The following is a 14,252-nucleotide window of genomic DNA, read 5'->3' on the forward strand; positions in this document are numbered from 1 at the left end:
GCGAACGAGATCAATAAGGCGGCGGCTTGCGCGCGCGCTGTGCTTTCGCCGCCTCGATCCACCACCTCAAATCATCGGCGAAGCGCGGGAACGAACGCTCCAGCGCCTTGCCGCCCTCGCCGATCGGCTCACCCTCGGCCGACAATGTCTGCGCGATCGGGCCGACGCCGATGGTGCTCGACACCACCACCATGCCCATCTCCGACAGCGTGCCGTGCCAGGCGGTTGCGGCGCGCGCGCCGGACAGCCGGCCGGCCGAATAGCTCACGATCGCGGCCGGGCGCCAGAACCACTCTTCGAGGAAATGGTCGGTGAGATTCTTCAGGCCGGGCTGGATGCCCCAATTGTATTCGCCGGTGACGAACACGAAACCGTCGGCGCCGCGGATCTGTCCGGCCAGCTTTTCCAGCGCCTCGGGGGCCGAACCCTTGGGATATTCCTTGTACATGCGGTCGAGCATCGGCAGGCCGACCGCCTTGGCGTCGATGAACTCGACGTCGTCGCCGCGGCTACGCAGACCATTGATGACGAAATTCGCAAGGCGGATGCCCATGCGGTCGGAACGGTAGGAACCGTAGAGGACGAGAATGCGATTGCCCATGGCCGGACGGTAGCACGAAACCGGCGTGCGTCCCTACTCGCTTTGTCGGACTATTGTCCGCGACCGCGGCCCAGCGTTTGCGACGGCGACTCGCCGAACTGGACGCGGTAGCTTCTGGAGAAATCGCTGAGATGCCAGAAGCCAAACGCCAGCGCGATCGCCTTGACGCTATCGGCGCCGGCGAGAAGCTGCCGCCGCACCAGCCACAGCCGACGCAGGCGCAAATAGCGGTGCAGGCTCATGCCCCGATAGCGGCGGACGACGTCGTGCATGGTGCGAACCGACAGCCCGAGCTTGCGCGCGATCTCATCGCTGTAGATCGGCTGCGATAAATCCTCGGTCAGCAGTGCGCGGATACCCTGGAACATCCTGAATTTCCGCTCGTCGTTGGGGCCGAGGGTCCAGCGGGCCGAGACGACGCTTTCGAAGGCCTCGTCGACGGCTCCGAGCAGGGACTCCTTCATCGCCGCGCCCTTCAATGAGAGTTCCGGCGCCTCGGCCGGGTCGGACGCCTCGGCCAGCACCTCACGAACCACGATGCGCAGCCGGTGCAAGCCGGCCGCTGAGACTTCAAAAATCTTGAAGCTCGAGAGCGTGGCCGGCCAGCCGCGGTCCCGCACCTCCGGCCTGAAAACCACCGAGGCGATTTGTCGCTGCACCTCCTCAATGGTGGTGTAGGCAGCGCCGCCGCTGCCGATGACCACGACCGGTCGGGCGCGCTGCGAGCCATTGAAGCGAACGGGTACGTCGAGGTCGTCCATCGTGAAGCCGATCGCCGTGCAATTCTCGACCAGCTGCGCATCGACCATTCGCGGAAACGTCTGCGTCAAATTCACGTCGCAGCCGGGCAACGACAGGATTGTCTGCTCAGCCGAAATCCTCCGTACGAAAGGCGTGAATTCGAAATTCAGCCCGCGTATGGCACTTCGAAATTCGTCGACGTCTGAGAAGCGAAATGTTTGGATTGCCAATCTCGGTACATCGTCAATGCTGTTCATGACAACGGGAAACGTAACGTCGCGTGGACGTGCGTCAGGCCGCGGCTCCGGTTCGTTCCCCCTTCGGTTTTCGATCCCCCGAAAAGGATCAATCTTAACGTGTCCTGAGCAATTGGTGCGGAGCTCGTTGAAAGAACAAGCCGGGCACGTCCTGTCTCGCCGAATTTCGATAGCGTTTCCCGCACCTTAATTGGTACTTAAATACCCACGTTTCGATATCTAAAATTCAATATTAACAACTTTGAGGCGAAATACGGTCGTTTAAACGTCAAAGTTATTTCAAATTTCGGGCCCCTGCCATGACGGCAAATTCGCCTGCTGATGTTTTGGTCGAGTTGGAGGACGCGGTCGCAACGTGTCCACGGGACCGCTGCGCGCGCATTCTTTCCGGCATCATGCAGCTGCTCACCAGCAGCCGCGACCGGCCTCAGGAATTGCTCGCCAATGTGGTCGACGGCGTTCTGCTGCGGCTGACAGAGCGGGTCGAGGCCAATGCGTTGATCGAGCTCAGCACAGCACTCGCGGAACTCGCGGTGGCTCCGCCGAAGACCGTGCGGCGTCTCGCCTCACACCACGATCCGGAGGTGGCGTGCCCCCTCTTGCTGAGATCGCAGTCACTGTCCACAGCCGATCTCAAATCGATCGCGGCCTCGAGCGGCGAACGGCAGCAACGCGCGATCGCCGCCCGCGCGCCGATCGATCCGCCGGTGATCGAGACGCTGATCGAGGCCGGCTCGCGCAGCGTTTGTGCTGCGCTGATCGCCAATACAGAGGCACGATTCCCTGACGCCGCCTACGCCGCGCTGGTCGGGAAGTGCCTGACGGATGATGAGCTCACGAAGGCGCTGGCCGTCAGGCCGGACACGCCCGATACGGTCATGCGGAAGTTGCTGTCGGCCTCACCGGCTCCAAAATCCGGCACAGGGCCGAAGGCGACCGTCTCGCTTCAAGCCGTAGCGGCCGCGCCAATCGTCCCCAAGCTGCCCTGCGCGGCCGCCTATGCCGGCGCGCGGCCGGAGATCGTCGCGCTCAACCGCATCGGCAAGCTCAACGATTCCACAGTGAACCGCTTCGCCATCCGCGGCGAGACCGCCAACCTCGTCACGGCCCTATCGGTGCTTTCGGGGGCTCCCATCGAAATCGTCGAGCATCTCATGACCGACGACGATTGCGAGGGTCTCGTGATGGCCTGCCGCGCCTCGCGGCTGAACTGGCAGACCACGCTGGCCATCTTGGGCAATCGCTACGGCAGAAGGCTTTCCGTCGCCGAGCGCGAACGCGCGCAGCAAATGTTCGAGACACTGCTTCTGTCGACCAGTCAGTGGGCGGTGCGTTGGGGGGAAATTGCGGCAAGCGCCAAGGAGAGCAGTCGGGAACATCGCGGCGCAGAGATGGGGATCAGCCGATGAAATTCGACGGTCGCAAAGCCTCTCGCGTGAAAATGGACCACAGGCAGCCGGTCAATCTCATGGGTTCGGACGGCACCTGGCGACGCCGTTGCGTATTGCTGGACGTGTCGCAAAGCGGCGCCAAGGTCGAGGTCGAGGGCACGCTCGACGTGCTCCAGGCCAAGGAGTTCTTCATGCTGCTGTCGTCGACCGGCCTCGCCTACCGGCGCTGCGAACTGGTCTGGATCGACGGCACCACGGCTGGAATCCACTTCATCGCGACCGACGGCAAGAAGAAGCCTGCAGGCGCACCAGCGCCTGCGCAGACCGCGGTTCGAGGCAAATAGATTCGAACATTCCACCTGGCGTCTGACATTCAGACAGTCGCAAAGTGTAGGTCAGATCGTGCAGCACGCGCCAACAAGATCCGGCCCGGTCGATAGTGACGGCGGCATCCGTCAGACGGGAACCGATCGCCCCTTCCTGCATGTGCTGGCCGACACGTCCGACAAACTCTCGGGCATCTGCTCGATCCTCAACGAGAAATTCACCATTGCCGGCGAGCGGCTCGATGCCGATTCCAGGCTGTCGCAGACGCCAGCCGCAATCGTCATCCGCGCGGAGCTGCGCGATGTCGACAACATCGCCGCGATCAAGAAGCGGGCCAGCAAGCTGGCGAAGGCCAGGAAGCGCATCTTCCTGCTCGATCACGCCTCCCACGTCTGCATCTCGCAAGCCTACGCGCTCGGGGCGACGCTGGTCCTTTCCGGCACGGTCACCCGGACCAGGCTGCTGGCGGCGCTGGCCGATCCGGCCGGCGGGGTATCCGCATCGTCAGGCGACACGTCGCAACCGGACAACGCCGTCGAGACCGCCGCGACCGCGATCGCATCGATGTTCACGGCCATGACCCTCGGCCAACCGCTCGACGTCGAGGGCACCAAGGAAGCCGGTCGCCAGATTGCCGATCGTATCACCCAGCATGGCCTGACGGAGTGGCTCATGACGGTGCGGCGCCATCACGAAGGAACCTATCAGCATTGCCTGCTCGTGACCGGCGTGGCCATCGACTTCGGACTGAGCCTCGGCGTCGGCAGGACCGACCTGGAACGTCTCTACTCGGCTGCCATGTTCCACGACATCGGCAAGGCGCAGATTCCGCTCGCCATCCTCGACAAGCCTGGCCGCCTTGATGCCGCCGAACGCGCGCTGATCGAAACGCATCCGGCCGCCGGTTACGAGTTTCTGAAGGGGCATGACGGGATCTCGCCGGAGATACTCGATGCCGTTCGCCATCATCACGAGTACCTCGACGGGAGCGGTTATCCCGACACGCTCTGCGCCGAGAGCATTGGCGACATCGTGCGAATTCTGACGATCGCGGACATTTTCGCGGCGCTGATCGAGCACCGGCATTACAAGCCGACCATGCCGCGCGCGGAGGCCTACGACATTCTGTGCGGGATGAACGGGAAGCTGGAGAAGGCGCTGGTCCGCTCATTCAAGCAGGTCGCGCTCACGCGGTGAGCACGGCAGACCGTTCTCGAACGCCGCCTAGTGCGTCGCGCGATAGCTGGCGCGGCGCGGGATGGATCGGCAGGCCAGCCCATCGGCCAGCAGCTTCATGTCCTCGTGCCGGCCGCTGCGAATCAGCCGACCGAACTCTTCGGGTGTGAAAGGAAGACTTGGATCTTCATCGATCGGGCGCCGCACTCGCGGGCCGAAGAAACGCCGAACCAGGCTAGCCAGCCGCCGCATGTCAATTCCCTCGCGCCAGCAACAAACCTCTCAGTCCGCGTATTGTTCCTCCTGCACCTTCGAGATTGCAAGAGGCCGCTTGGGACTCCGCACCAAAAATTTCTGCGAGAGAATAATCTCCTCTTCGCTGCTAATCGGCAAAACCCACGTAGCGTACAAACTCCTGATTGTGTTCGCGGTCCGAGCGCACCGCGTTTGCGGCAAAGCCGTCGTCCGGATAGCCCATCGCGACGCACGTCATGATGACCTCGTCCTCCGGAATCTTCGCCACCTCGCGCACGATGTCGGAGCGCATGATGCCCTGCCCGTTGATCACCGAGCCGAGGCCGCGGTCCCACGCCGCGAGCACGATGCCGTAGCAGAGCGCGCCGAGATCGAAATGGCAGACCGCGCCGGGATCGAGCACGCGGTCGTAGGTCAGGACCAGCGAGACCGGCGCGTCGAACTGACGGAAGCCGCGCAGCACCCAGTCCTGCCGCATCGGCTTGTCGTCGCGAGCGATCCCCATCGCACCGAACAGCTTCTTGGCGATGTCGACCTGCCGCGTGCGGTGCACGCCCTGGTACTCGCCATGGCTGACGATGTCGCGCTTGACCTTGGCGCCGCCGATCATCTCCTCCATGTTGCGGCGGCGCACCTCTTCGAGCGGGCTGCCGGTGAGCACGTGGACATGCCATGGTTGGGTGTTCATCGACGACGGCGCGCGCTTGGCGCTCTCGATGATAGCCTCGATCACCGCGCGCGGCACCGGCTCCCTCCTGAAGCCACGCACGCTGCGGCGCGACTGGACCAGCGTTTCGAATTCCACCTCGCAGAACCTCCCTGCCCGTTCATCCTTCGGCGTGACGACACGAGGCCGGTTGCCGATGCGGCGCGCAAAACCTATGCTACCCCGCAAGCAAGACCAAGAACCCCTGAAGGAGCCGCCATGGCCGCGCCACTCGATCCCGTCATCGCCGAGATCATTCCGCTCATGCCGATGCGCGATCCCACGGTCATGACGCCACAGAGCGCCCGCGATTCCTTGCGCGCACTGGCTGCCTCGCGCGCCGCCATCCCGCCTCCGGTCGTCGATAGCGTCGTGGATATCAAGGTCAAAGGCGGCGCCGGCCCGCTTCCGGCGCGGGTCTACCGCGTCGGCACCACATCCGCGCCGACCGTGGTGTTCTTCCACGGCGGCGGCTGGGTCGCGGGCGACCTCGACACCCACGACCGGCAGGCGCGCAACCTTGCGATCGAGACCGGCGCCGTCGTTGTCTCCGTCGATTATCGGCGCCCGCCGGAAACGCGCTTTCCCGGCGCGTTCGAGGATGCTTTTGCCGCAGTGAGTGACGTCTTCAACCGCGTCGCGGAATTTGGCGGCGATGCAAAACGCCTCGGCGTTGCCGGCGACAGCGCCGGCGGCAATCTCGCCGCGACCACCGCAATCGCCTGCCGCGACGCCGGCATCAAGCTCGCCGCGCAATTACTGGTCTATCCCATCACCGACGTCCTCGGCGGCTACGCCGATGCGCGCGAGAACGCGCGCTATCCCTCGCGCGCCGAGAATGCCGAGGGTTACTTCCTGACGCGTGCCACGATGGAATGGTTTTGCGGCCATTATCTTGCCGATCCCGGCCATGCTTCCGACTGGCGTGTCTCGCCGCTGCGCGCAACATCCCTCGCCGGTGTCGCACCTGCGGTGGTGACCACCGCCTGGTTCGATCCCCTGCGCGACGAGGGCGCGGCCTATGCGCGCGCGCTGGAAGCGGCCGGCGTCCGGGTCAAGCATCATGAGGGCCCCGGCCTGATCCACGGCTATTTCGGCATGGGCGATGCCTCGGACGTCGCGCGCGCCGAGGCACAAGCCGCCCGAGCCGACTTCAAGGCGCTGCTGATGCGCGGCGCTTGACCCGCATCGGCGCGCCATCAGGACGTGGCAGCCGGCACCTCGAAGAAACCGGTCGCCTGAACCAGGCGACCATCTGCGCCGAAACGGCCGAAGCTCTCGCCCTTGACGAAGGCACGGCCGGCGCCGTCGAACATCGTCCAGCGGAAGAGCCCCTGCTCGTGGTGCTCGAGGAAGCTGTCGTTCCTGAAATAGGCGCCAGGAAATTTCAGCTGCGTTTGCCCGATGCGCTCCATCAAGGCCTCGCGCCCCGCAACCTGCGAGGCCGGATCGGTGTAGATGCAATCCGCGGCCACGCTCTGTTCGAGCAGCCGACGCCGCTCGTTCTCATCGACGGGTCCCCACGCCGCCTGATAGGCGTTCCAGGTTTTCAGTCGCGCCTCATCGTTCATCCTGCTCGTCCCCTGCGGTATCATCGCCTGAAGACAAATTGACAATTTTCGATATTTTGTCAAGTTGTGGATGCTACGTAATGGTGAGGCTCATGGCTCAATCGCGCGCTTCGAAGGAACAGCTGGCCGTCGCGGCCGCGATGGAGGTCTTTTCGCGCTACGGCTATGCCCGCACGACGATGGGCGACATCGCCGCCGAGGCCGGGATATCGCGGCCGGCGCTTTACCTGCTCTTCCCCGACAAGGAGGCCGTCTTCGGGGCGGTCATCCAGGCAATGGACGAGCAGAAGCACCGCGAGATCAGGGCCGCGATCGCGGGCTTCGACAGTCTTCACGCCAAGCTGCTCCACGCCTGCAAATCGTGGGGATCCCATGGCTTCGACCTCGTCGAGGCGCATCCGGATTCAGCCGATCTATTCGACCTCCGTTTCGCCGCGGTCCGGCAGGTCTACGATAATTTCCAGTCTCTGGTCGCCGAGCTCATCCGCGATCAGGTGCAATCCGCGAGGATGGCGGACCGGCCGGAAGTTTTGGCGCGATGCCTCGTCTTTGGCATGCGCGGACTGCGCGAGACCGCCAGAAGCGGCAAGGAGATGCGGCGGCTGATCGCCGTTCAGGTCGCCATGCTCGTCAGAAGCATCGGGGGCAAGGTGTGAGCTGCGCAGGACGACCTATCGCGCGCTCCGCGCCTGCTGCGCGGTGTGTCCCCACATTTCGTCCCAATCCTGACCGGCGGCGTCGACGACGCGGCCGTCGGCTTCGAAGAACTTGTTCGGCACCTGGAAGATCGCGAGGATCAAGGCGCCGTCCGGACACCACGCGGCATGCCGGCTGCCCGCCTCGCGCCAGATGAACTCGCCGGCCTTGCAGGCGAAGCCCTGAGCGGGCCCCTCCTTGTCGACGAGCGCGCCTTCAATGACCCAGCTCTGCTCGATGCCGACATGCTCGTGATCGGGCAGCACCGATCCCGGCGCAAACCGCATCAAGGCCGTCATCAGGCCCGTGCGCCGGTCGAACAGCAGCGTCTTGGCCTCGCACCCCGGAAAGCGGGTTTTTTGCCATTCCATGTCTTGAGGCCGAACCAGGTGAGAATGCCGATCGGCGGCCTCCGGGTGTTTCGGGATCACGGCGTCCATCACGATGCTCCATCCAGCTCGGCCGGCCAAGCCTAGCAGGATTGCCCGCCGGGGTCAGCGAGCAGTGCAACAGACCGCGCGCCGTCCGAATGCGCGCGGCAGAAATCGCCTGATAGACCGGACGGCAGACCATCATCCAGCTTGATTGCGCCACGATTCCCGGCTCCAATCTCCACGCCATTTCTGGCTGACGGAGACACCCATGATGAAGCGGATTTTCCTGGCTGCGATCGTTGCCACCTTTGCAGCAGGCTCGGCCTTCGCGCAAGAAACCTGCGAGAGCAAGGCGGTCGGCAAGGACGGCAAGCCGCTGGCCGGCGCCGCCAAAACGTCGTTCCTGAAGAAATGCAAGGCGGATGCCTGCGCGCCCAAGGCCGTCAGCGCCGACGGCAAGCCGCTCGCCGGGGCCGCCAAGAACAGCTTCATGAAGAAGTGCGAGGTCGGCGCGTAAGCGCAGGGATTTGGCTGCTTCTTTGGCGAGCAATCGCTCCACGAACTCGTCATGCCCGGGCTTGTCCGGGGCATCCACGTTCTTCGTGCCGCGCGAAAAATCGTGGATGGCCGGGACAAGCCCGGCCATGACGGAGGGAGTTAATCCCGCCTGAACCGATAATCGAACGCATCGCCCAGCGGCTTGATCCACCCCGCCGTCGGCGCCGGAAAATGCACCGGCAGAATCAGCGTGTCGGTACCCGCCACCGACGCAAAGAACTTGCGCCGCGACAGCGCCGACTGCTTCGGATCCCAATCCGGCCGCGCCGACCAGTCCGGCTCGCGGCACTGGATCTGGTGATGCATGAGGTCGCCCGCGACCACGGCGCGCTGGCCCTTCGAAAAGATGTTGACGCAGCAATGGCAGGGCGAATGCCCCGGCGTCGGCGTCAGCGTCACGGTGTCGTTGAGCGCGTAGTCATCGTCGACGAGCAGCGCCTGGCCAGCCTCGACGATCGGCAGGCAATTGTCGCGGAAGACCGTGCCTGGCGGGTTGTTGCCCTTGGCATGCTCGGCCTCCCACGCCGCGTACTCCCCTTTGTGGAAGACGTACTTCGCGTTCGGAAACGTCGGCACCCAGCGGCCGTCGCGCAAGATCGTATTCCAGCCGGTGTGATCAATGTGCAGATGCGTGCAGAACACGTAGTCGATCTGCTCGAAAGAGATACCGAGCGCGAGCAATTCGTTGCGCCAGCGCTCCTTGCCGGGAAAATCGAACGGCGGCGGATGACCCTTGTCCTCGCCGGTGCAGGTATCGACCAGAATGGTGTAGCGCGGCGTGCGCACAACAAAGGTCTGATATGTGATGACCATCATGCCGCGCGCGGCGTCGAACGTCTCCGGCTCCATGGTCGGCAGATGGCGTTTGAACACGCCCTCGTCATAGGCCGGGAAGAAATCCTGCGGCCGGCGCCACGGCCCCTCCCGCTCGATCACCGCATCGATGGTGATGTCCCCGATCCTGAGCTGCCGCATTGCTGTTCGCTTCCCCTTCTTGAGGGAAACGTAGCGGCCGGCATGGGACCATTCAAGTCATGCACCGCGTGCCGCGCTCATGCGCGACGACCGCCGCAAATCGACCTCAAACTCGGCTCACGGTGATCGCGAAATTGGAAGGATCGCGTGGGAAGAAAACTCAAATTCGCCGCGCTGGCACTGATTGCCGTCGCGGCTGGCGTCTACGTCAACAACACCAGTCTTCTCACGCCGCATCCCGGTGGCAAGCCGGTCCTACTCGCCCATCGCGGCATGGCGCAACGCTTCGATGAGCGCGACGTGAAGAGCGACACCTGCACCGCCGCACGGATGTTGCCGCCGAGGCACGATTATCTGGAGAACACCCTGCCCTCGATGCGCGCGAGCTTCGAGGCCGGCGCCGACATGATCGAGCTCGACGTGCACCCGACGACCGATGGCCGGTTCGCCGTATTCCACGACTGGACGCTCGACTGCCGCACCGACGGTCAGGGTGTCACGCGCGAGCAGAGCATGGCGAAGCTGAAAATGCTCGACATCGGCTACGGCTACACCGCCGACGGCGGCAAGACATTCCCGTTTCGCGGCAAGGGGATCGGGATGATGCCCACGCTGTCGGAGGTGTTTGCCAGCTTTCCTGAGAAGGGACTTCTTATCAATGTGAAGAGCCGTGAGGCGAGCGAAGGCGAGAAACTCGCCGTCGTGCTGAACGCGTTGCCGGCCGAGCGACGGCGGACCATCATGGTCTATGGGGGTGACGAGCCGATCGAGATGATCCGTCGCCTCACCCCTGATGTCCGCACCATTTCGCGGGCGGCGATCCGAGCCTGCCTGATCCGCTATATCGCCTATGGCTGGACCGGCCTCGTCCCGCCGGCGTGCCGCAACGCGATGGTGCTGGTCCCAGTCAACGTCGGCCCCTGGCTATGGGGCTGGCCCAACCGCTTTCTCAATCGGATGACCGATGTCAACAGCGCGGTCTTCGTGCTCGGCCCCTACAGCGGCGGCGAATTCTCCACCGGCATCGATACGCCCGAATTGTTCGCCCGGCTCCCGCAAGGCTATTCCGGCGGCGTCTGGACCAACGAGATCGAGACCGTCGCCAAGCTCGCGGGCAAGAGCAAAGACTAAAGCGCGATAAGATGAGGAAGAATCGTCATCGCGCTCTACGTTATCCTCTTGGCATGATCTTTCCGGAAAACCGCTGCGCATTTTTCCGGATCATGCTTTAGCTCCGCAGCCCCGGCGCCTCCTGCCCGGTGCGCGCGACATATTCGGTGTAGCCGCCGCCGAACTGGTGGATGCCCTCCGGCGTCAGCTCCAGCACGCGGTTCGACAGCGTCGCCAGGAAATGCCGGTCGTGCGAGACGAACAGCATGGTGCCCTCGAAATCCGACAGCGCGTTGATCAGCATCTCCTTGGTGGCGAGGTCGAGATGGTTGGTCGGCTCGTCCAGCACCAGGAAGTTCGGCGGATCGAACAGCATCTTGGCCATCACCAGCCGCGCCTTCTCGCCGCCGGACAGCACCCGGCAGCGCTTCTCGACGTCGTCGCCGGAGAAGCCGAAGCAGCCGGCAAGCGCGCGCAACGAGCCCTGCCCGGCGGTCGGAAATGCATATTCGAGCGACTCAAACACCGTCTGCTCGCCGTCGAGCAGGTCCATCGCGTGCTGGGCGAAATATCCCATCTTGACGCTGCCCCCAAGCGCCACCGTGCCCTTGTCAGGCTCGCTCGCGCCCGCGACCAGCTTGAGCAGCGTCGACTTGCCGGCACCGTTGACGCCCATCACGCACCAGCGCTCCCTGCGGCGGATCATGAAATCCAGCCCGTCATAGATGCGCTTGCTGCCGTATCCCTTGTGCACGCTCTTGAGCGCGACGACGTCCTCGCCCGAGCGCGGCGCCGGCGGGAAGTCGAACGCCACGCTCTGGCGGCGCCGCGGCGGCTCGACCCGCTCGATCTTGTCGAGCTTCTTCACCCGGCTCTGCACCTGCGCCGCATGCGAGGCGCGCGCCTTGAAGCGCTCGATGAACTTGATCTCCTTGGCGAGCATCGCCTGCTGGCGCTCGAACTGCGCCTGCTGCTGCTTCTCGTTCAGCGCGCGCTGCTGCTCGTAGAACTCGTAGTTGCCGGTGTAGGTGGTGAGCGAGCCTGAATCGATCTCGATCACCTTCGAGATCACGCGGTTGATGAACTCGCGGTCGTGCGAGGTCATCAGCAGCGCGCCTTCGTAATCGTGCAGGAATTTTTCCAGCCAGATCAGGCTTTCGAGGTCGAGATGGTTGCTCGGCTCGTCGAGCAGCATGACGTCGGGGCGCATCAAGAGGATGCGCGCCAGCGCCACGCGCATTTTCCAGCCGCCGGAGAGTTTTCCGACGTCGCCGTCCATCATCTCCTGGCTGAAGCCGAGGCCCGCCAGCGCCTCGCGCGCGCGGCCGTCGAGCGCATAGCCGTCGAGCTCCTCGAAGCGGTGCTGCACCTCGCCGTAGCGGGCGATGATCTCGTCCATCTGGTCGGCCTTGTCAGGATCGGCCATCGCGGTCTCGAGCTCGCGCAGCTCGGCGGCGACCTCGCTGACCGGACCCGCGCCGTCCATCACCTCGGCCACGGCGCTGCGGCCAGACATCTCGCCGACGTCCTGGTTGAAATAGCCGATGGTGATGCCGCGATCGACCGAGACCTGGCCCTCGTCGGGCAGGTCCTGGCCGGCGATCATCCGGAACAGCGTGCTCTTACCGGCGCCGTTTGGGCCGACGAGCCCGATCTTCTCGCCCTTGTTGAGGGCGGCGGAGGCTTCAATGAACAGGATCTGGTGGCCGGCTTGCTTGCTGACGTTGTCGAGGCGGATCATGGGGTCATTAAAGGGGGATTTTTGCGTTGCAGCGTCATAGGCCATGCGGGCCCAGAGGGGAAGCCCGGCGCGGTACGGATCAGCCCTGTTCCGCAGCCAAATTCGCGCAATTCGACCCGCAACTTAGGGCTTGTAGACCTCCACCGTCTGCATCATGCCCATCTCCTCATGGTTCATCATGTGGCAGTGGAGCATGTAGACACCGGTGAAATCGATGAAGCGCGAGCGGAACACGACCTGGCCGCCCTTGCGCTCCACGATCACGGAATCCCGCCATTCCGGCACGGCCAGCGCCTTACCGTTGACCGAGACGACCTGGAACGGATTGGTGTGGATGTGGAAGACGTGGTCGTCATGCTCATGCGTATTGACGATGGTCCATTCTTCGACCGCGCCCAGCTTGACCCGCTGATCGATGCGGCGGGGATCGAACTTCTTGCCGTCGACGAAGAACTCGAACTCCTGCCAATGGCCGGCGGCATCGGCCTCCGGCGCGGTTGCCGACAAAGTCACCTTGCGACGGTTGGTGATTTCGGAATCCTTGATCGTGGCAAGCGGCGCCGGCGGCAGGGCGCGCGGCAGCTTCATGTCGATCGGCGCACCTGACACCACGACCCGCGCTAGCGGCCCGACGGGCGAAGGATGGCCCTGGTCGTAGGGCGCGGCGTTAAAGGCGTAGGTGCCGGGGCCGCCTGCCTTCACCAGAATGTCCGCGCGCTGGCCGGGCGCGATCAGGACCTGCTTGAGCGGTTGCATGGCGCCGAGCTGGATGCCGTCATAGGCGATCGCATGCAGATCGTGCTTTTCCAGGTCGAGCAGCATGTCGTCCTGATAAGCGGCATTGAGGATGCGCCACCGCTGTACCTCGCCGGGTCGCATGTCGATCATTGGCCGGCGCTGGCCGTTGATAGCGAGAAAGCGCGTCGCGGTCTCGGGAAACAGCGTCTCGAAATTCTCGACCATGCCGTTGGCGTCGTAGACCACCTGGGTGAGCACCATGAGGCGTTCGCGGGCTGTCGCGATCTCGGGAACGTCGGCGAAATCGCCCTCGATGACGACGGCACCGACCATGCCGGAGGACATCTGAATGTCGGCGCTGCCGTGGTGATGCGGGTGATACCAGTAGGTGCCCCTCGTGTGGTCGGCCGGCAGGGTGATCTCGATGTTGTAGCTGCGGCCCGGTGCCATGGAGCGCATGACATTGTCGGCAATCCCGCTCGGGCTGGTATGCGCGCCGTGGAAATGGAAATTGGTGTTGTTGAACTGGTGCGGATGGCTGATGTCGGCCGGCATTCCATCGCGGTTCGGCGGCAGGTCGTTGATCATCTTGATGCGGAGGGTCTCGCCGGGCTTCATGCGCAGGGTCGGCCCGGGGCTGCCGCCTTCATAGGACCTGACATAGAGCCTGACGCCGCCGATCTGGCGATAGGCGTAGCCAACACGCAGGGTCGTGCTCAGCAGGCCATTGACGGACCGCCGCACCTCGGGCTCGAGCAGCGGCTGATCCATGGCGGGAACCGGGGTTTCCGGAACCATCCCCATCGTCGGCGACATGTCCGCGGTGTGGGACATGCCCGCATGGTCGTGCGCGGCATGCTGGGCCTTCGCGCTGCCTGCGACCAGCGACATCGCGCCCGCCTTGAGACCGTAATCGAGCAATTGGCGCCGCGAGAGCTTTGTCATATCCGCTCTGACTGGAGAGACGTCGTTCGGATCGTGCTGCATTTGAGTTTCGCTCCCGTTACCGATCCGTCTTCAGTTTGATTCGATCCT

At 64.1% G+C, this 14,252-nt stretch carries 16 protein-coding genes; 7 read left to right on the forward strand and 9 right to left on the reverse strand.

Annotation, left to right across the window (positions count from 1 at the left end):
• Positions 1 to 10 precede the first annotated feature (10 nt).
• Together E4K64_RS21400 and E4K64_RS21405 are read right to left on the reverse strand one after the other, a co-directional pair.
• Positions 11 to 601 carry an NADPH-dependent FMN reductase gene (locus E4K64_RS21400; protein WP_135165299.1) on the reverse strand — a complete coding sequence of 197 codons (591 nt, stop codon included), beginning with the start codon at positions 599 to 601 and terminating at the stop codon, positions 11 to 13.
• A gap of 50 nt (positions 602 to 651) precedes the next feature.
• Positions 652 to 1,599 (reverse strand): AraC family transcriptional regulator, encoded by a 948-nt coding sequence (locus E4K64_RS21405; RefSeq protein WP_135165300.1) that lies wholly within the window; start codon positions 1,597 to 1,599, stop codon positions 652 to 654.
• Positions 1,600 to 1,898: 299 nt separating this feature from the next.
• Here E4K64_RS21405 and E4K64_RS21410 point away from each other — a divergent pair, with 299 nt between their 5' ends.
• From E4K64_RS21410 to E4K64_RS21420, 3 genes are read left to right on the forward strand one after another with little or no spacing between them, the layout of a single operon-like run.
• The gene (locus tag E4K64_RS21410) at positions 1,899 to 3,008 is read left to right on the forward strand and encodes a DUF2336 domain-containing protein (RefSeq protein WP_135165301.1); all 1,110 of its coding nucleotides are present in this window, start codon (positions 1,899 to 1,901) and stop codon (positions 3,006 to 3,008) included.
• Positions 3,005 to 3,334: a PilZ domain-containing protein gene (locus E4K64_RS21415; protein WP_135165302.1), complete on the forward strand. Its 330-nt coding sequence runs from the start codon at positions 3,005 to 3,007 to the stop codon at positions 3,332 to 3,334. Before E4K64_RS21410 ends, E4K64_RS21415 begins: the two co-directional genes overlap by 4 nt.
• 58 nt (positions 3,335 to 3,392) lie before the next feature.
• On the forward strand, positions 3,393 to 4,514 hold the full coding sequence (locus tag E4K64_RS21420; RefSeq protein ID WP_135165303.1) for an HD-GYP domain-containing protein: 1,122 nt from the start codon (positions 3,393 to 3,395) through the stop codon (positions 4,512 to 4,514).
• Positions 4,515 to 4,541: 27 nt separating this feature from the next.
• Here the strand turns inward: E4K64_RS21420 and E4K64_RS21425 are convergent, their stop codons facing one another.
• Positions 4,542 to 4,745: a hypothetical protein gene (locus E4K64_RS21425; RefSeq protein WP_126258372.1), complete on the reverse strand. Its 204-nt coding sequence runs from the start codon at positions 4,743 to 4,745 to the stop codon at positions 4,542 to 4,544.
• A 130-nt stretch (positions 4,746 to 4,875) separates the two neighbouring features.
• Positions 4,876 to 5,553 carry a nitroreductase gene (locus E4K64_RS21430; RefSeq protein ID WP_135165304.1) on the reverse strand — a complete coding sequence of 226 codons (678 nt, stop codon included), beginning with the start codon at positions 5,551 to 5,553 and terminating at the stop codon, positions 4,876 to 4,878.
• 120 nt (positions 5,554 to 5,673) lie between these two features.
• On the opposite strand from E4K64_RS21430, the gene E4K64_RS21435 reads away from it, so the two are divergent.
• On the forward strand, positions 5,674 to 6,636 hold the full coding sequence (locus E4K64_RS21435; RefSeq protein WP_135165305.1) for an alpha/beta hydrolase: 963 nt from the start codon (positions 5,674 to 5,676) through the stop codon (positions 6,634 to 6,636).
• A 17-nt stretch (positions 6,637 to 6,653) separates the two neighbouring features.
• On the opposite strand, the gene E4K64_RS21440 is transcribed toward E4K64_RS21435, so the two are convergent.
• On the reverse strand, positions 6,654 to 7,025 hold the full coding sequence (locus tag E4K64_RS21440) for a nuclear transport factor 2 family protein (RefSeq protein ID WP_135165306.1): 372 nt from the start codon (positions 7,023 to 7,025) through the stop codon (positions 6,654 to 6,656).
• Positions 7,026 to 7,117: 92 nt separating this feature from the next.
• On the opposite strand from E4K64_RS21440, the gene E4K64_RS21445 reads away from it, so the two are divergent.
• Positions 7,118 to 7,681 (forward strand): TetR/AcrR family transcriptional regulator, encoded by a 564-nt coding sequence (locus tag E4K64_RS21445; RefSeq protein ID WP_135165307.1) that lies wholly within the window; start codon positions 7,118 to 7,120, stop codon positions 7,679 to 7,681.
• 15 nt (positions 7,682 to 7,696) lie between these two features.
• On the opposite strand, the gene E4K64_RS21450 is transcribed toward E4K64_RS21445, so the two are convergent.
• Positions 7,697 to 8,161: a cupin domain-containing protein gene (locus E4K64_RS21450; protein ID WP_135165308.1), complete on the reverse strand. Its 465-nt coding sequence runs from the start codon at positions 8,159 to 8,161 to the stop codon at positions 7,697 to 7,699.
• Between the two features lie 202 nt (positions 8,162 to 8,363).
• Here E4K64_RS21450 and E4K64_RS21455 point away from each other — a divergent pair, with 202 nt between their 5' ends.
• Complete coding sequence (locus tag E4K64_RS21455; protein ID WP_135165309.1) at positions 8,364 to 8,612, forward strand: hypothetical protein; 249 nt, start codon at positions 8,364 to 8,366, stop codon at positions 8,610 to 8,612.
• A 140-nt stretch (positions 8,613 to 8,752) separates the two neighbouring features.
• Here E4K64_RS21455 and E4K64_RS21460 read toward each other — a convergent pair whose 3' ends face one another.
• Positions 8,753 to 9,628 (reverse strand): MBL fold metallo-hydrolase, encoded by an 876-nt coding sequence (locus tag E4K64_RS21460; RefSeq protein WP_135165310.1) that lies wholly within the window; start codon positions 9,626 to 9,628, stop codon positions 8,753 to 8,755.
• 147 nt (positions 9,629 to 9,775) lie between these two features.
• Here E4K64_RS21460 and E4K64_RS21465 point away from each other — a divergent pair, with 147 nt between their 5' ends.
• Positions 9,776 to 10,759 carry a glycerophosphodiester phosphodiesterase family protein gene (locus E4K64_RS21465; protein WP_135165311.1) on the forward strand — a complete coding sequence of 328 codons (984 nt, stop codon included), beginning with the start codon at positions 9,776 to 9,778 and terminating at the stop codon, positions 10,757 to 10,759.
• Positions 10,760 to 10,856: 97 nt separating this feature from the next.
• Here the strand turns inward: E4K64_RS21465 and E4K64_RS21470 are convergent, their stop codons facing one another.
• A complete protein-coding gene (locus tag E4K64_RS21470) occupies positions 10,857 to 12,479 on the reverse strand; it encodes an ABC-F family ATP-binding cassette domain-containing protein (protein ID WP_135165312.1) in 1,623 nt (540 codons plus the stop codon).
• 123 nt (positions 12,480 to 12,602) lie between these two features.
• Entirely contained in the window at positions 12,603 to 14,162 is a 1,560-nt protein-coding gene (locus E4K64_RS21475; RefSeq protein WP_209311978.1) for a multicopper oxidase family protein, read from the reverse strand.
• Positions 14,163 to 14,252 lie beyond the last annotated feature (90 nt).

The sequence above is a fragment of the Bradyrhizobium frederickii genome, from assembly GCF_004570865.1.
In the GTDB taxonomy this organism is placed as follows: domain Bacteria; phylum Pseudomonadota; class Alphaproteobacteria; order Rhizobiales; family Xanthobacteraceae; genus Bradyrhizobium; species Bradyrhizobium frederickii.

Excerpts from the sequence above, each read along its gene's own strand:
- E4K64_RS21400 (WP_135165299.1), bottom strand. The coding sequence starts at position 601 with ATGGGCAATCGCATTCTCGTCCTCTACGGTTCCTACCGTTCCGACCGC.
- E4K64_RS21405 (WP_135165300.1), bottom strand. The coding sequence starts at position 1,599 with ATGAACAGCATTGACGATGTACCGAGATTGGCAATCCAAACATTTCGC.
- E4K64_RS21410 (WP_135165301.1), top strand. The coding sequence starts at position 1,899 with ATGACGGCAAATTCGCCTGCTGATGTTTTGGTCGAGTTGGAGGACGCG.
- E4K64_RS21415 (WP_135165302.1), top strand. The coding sequence starts at position 3,005 with ATGAAATTCGACGGTCGCAAAGCCTCTCGCGTGAAAATGGACCACAGG.
- E4K64_RS21425 (WP_126258372.1), bottom strand. The coding sequence starts at position 4,745 with ATGCGGCGGCTGGCTAGCCTGGTTCGGCGTTTCTTCGGCCCGCGAGTG.
- E4K64_RS21435 (WP_135165305.1), top strand. The coding sequence starts at position 5,674 with ATGGCCGCGCCACTCGATCCCGTCATCGCCGAGATCATTCCGCTCATG.
- E4K64_RS21440 (WP_135165306.1), bottom strand. The coding sequence starts at position 7,025 with ATGAACGATGAGGCGCGACTGAAAACCTGGAACGCCTATCAGGCGGCG.
- E4K64_RS21445 (WP_135165307.1), top strand. The coding sequence starts at position 7,118 with ATGGCTCAATCGCGCGCTTCGAAGGAACAGCTGGCCGTCGCGGCCGCG.
- E4K64_RS21450 (WP_135165308.1), bottom strand. The coding sequence starts at position 8,161 with ATGGACGCCGTGATCCCGAAACACCCGGAGGCCGCCGATCGGCATTCT.
- E4K64_RS21455 (WP_135165309.1), top strand. The coding sequence starts at position 8,364 with ATGATGAAGCGGATTTTCCTGGCTGCGATCGTTGCCACCTTTGCAGCA.
- E4K64_RS21460 (WP_135165310.1), bottom strand. The coding sequence starts at position 9,628 with ATGCGGCAGCTCAGGATCGGGGACATCACCATCGATGCGGTGATCGAG.
- E4K64_RS21470 (WP_135165312.1), bottom strand. The coding sequence starts at position 12,479 with ATGATCCGCCTCGACAACGTCAGCAAGCAAGCCGGCCACCAGATCCTG.
- E4K64_RS21475 (WP_209311978.1), bottom strand. The coding sequence starts at position 14,162 with ATGACAAAGCTCTCGCGGCGCCAATTGCTCGATTACGGTCTCAAGGCG.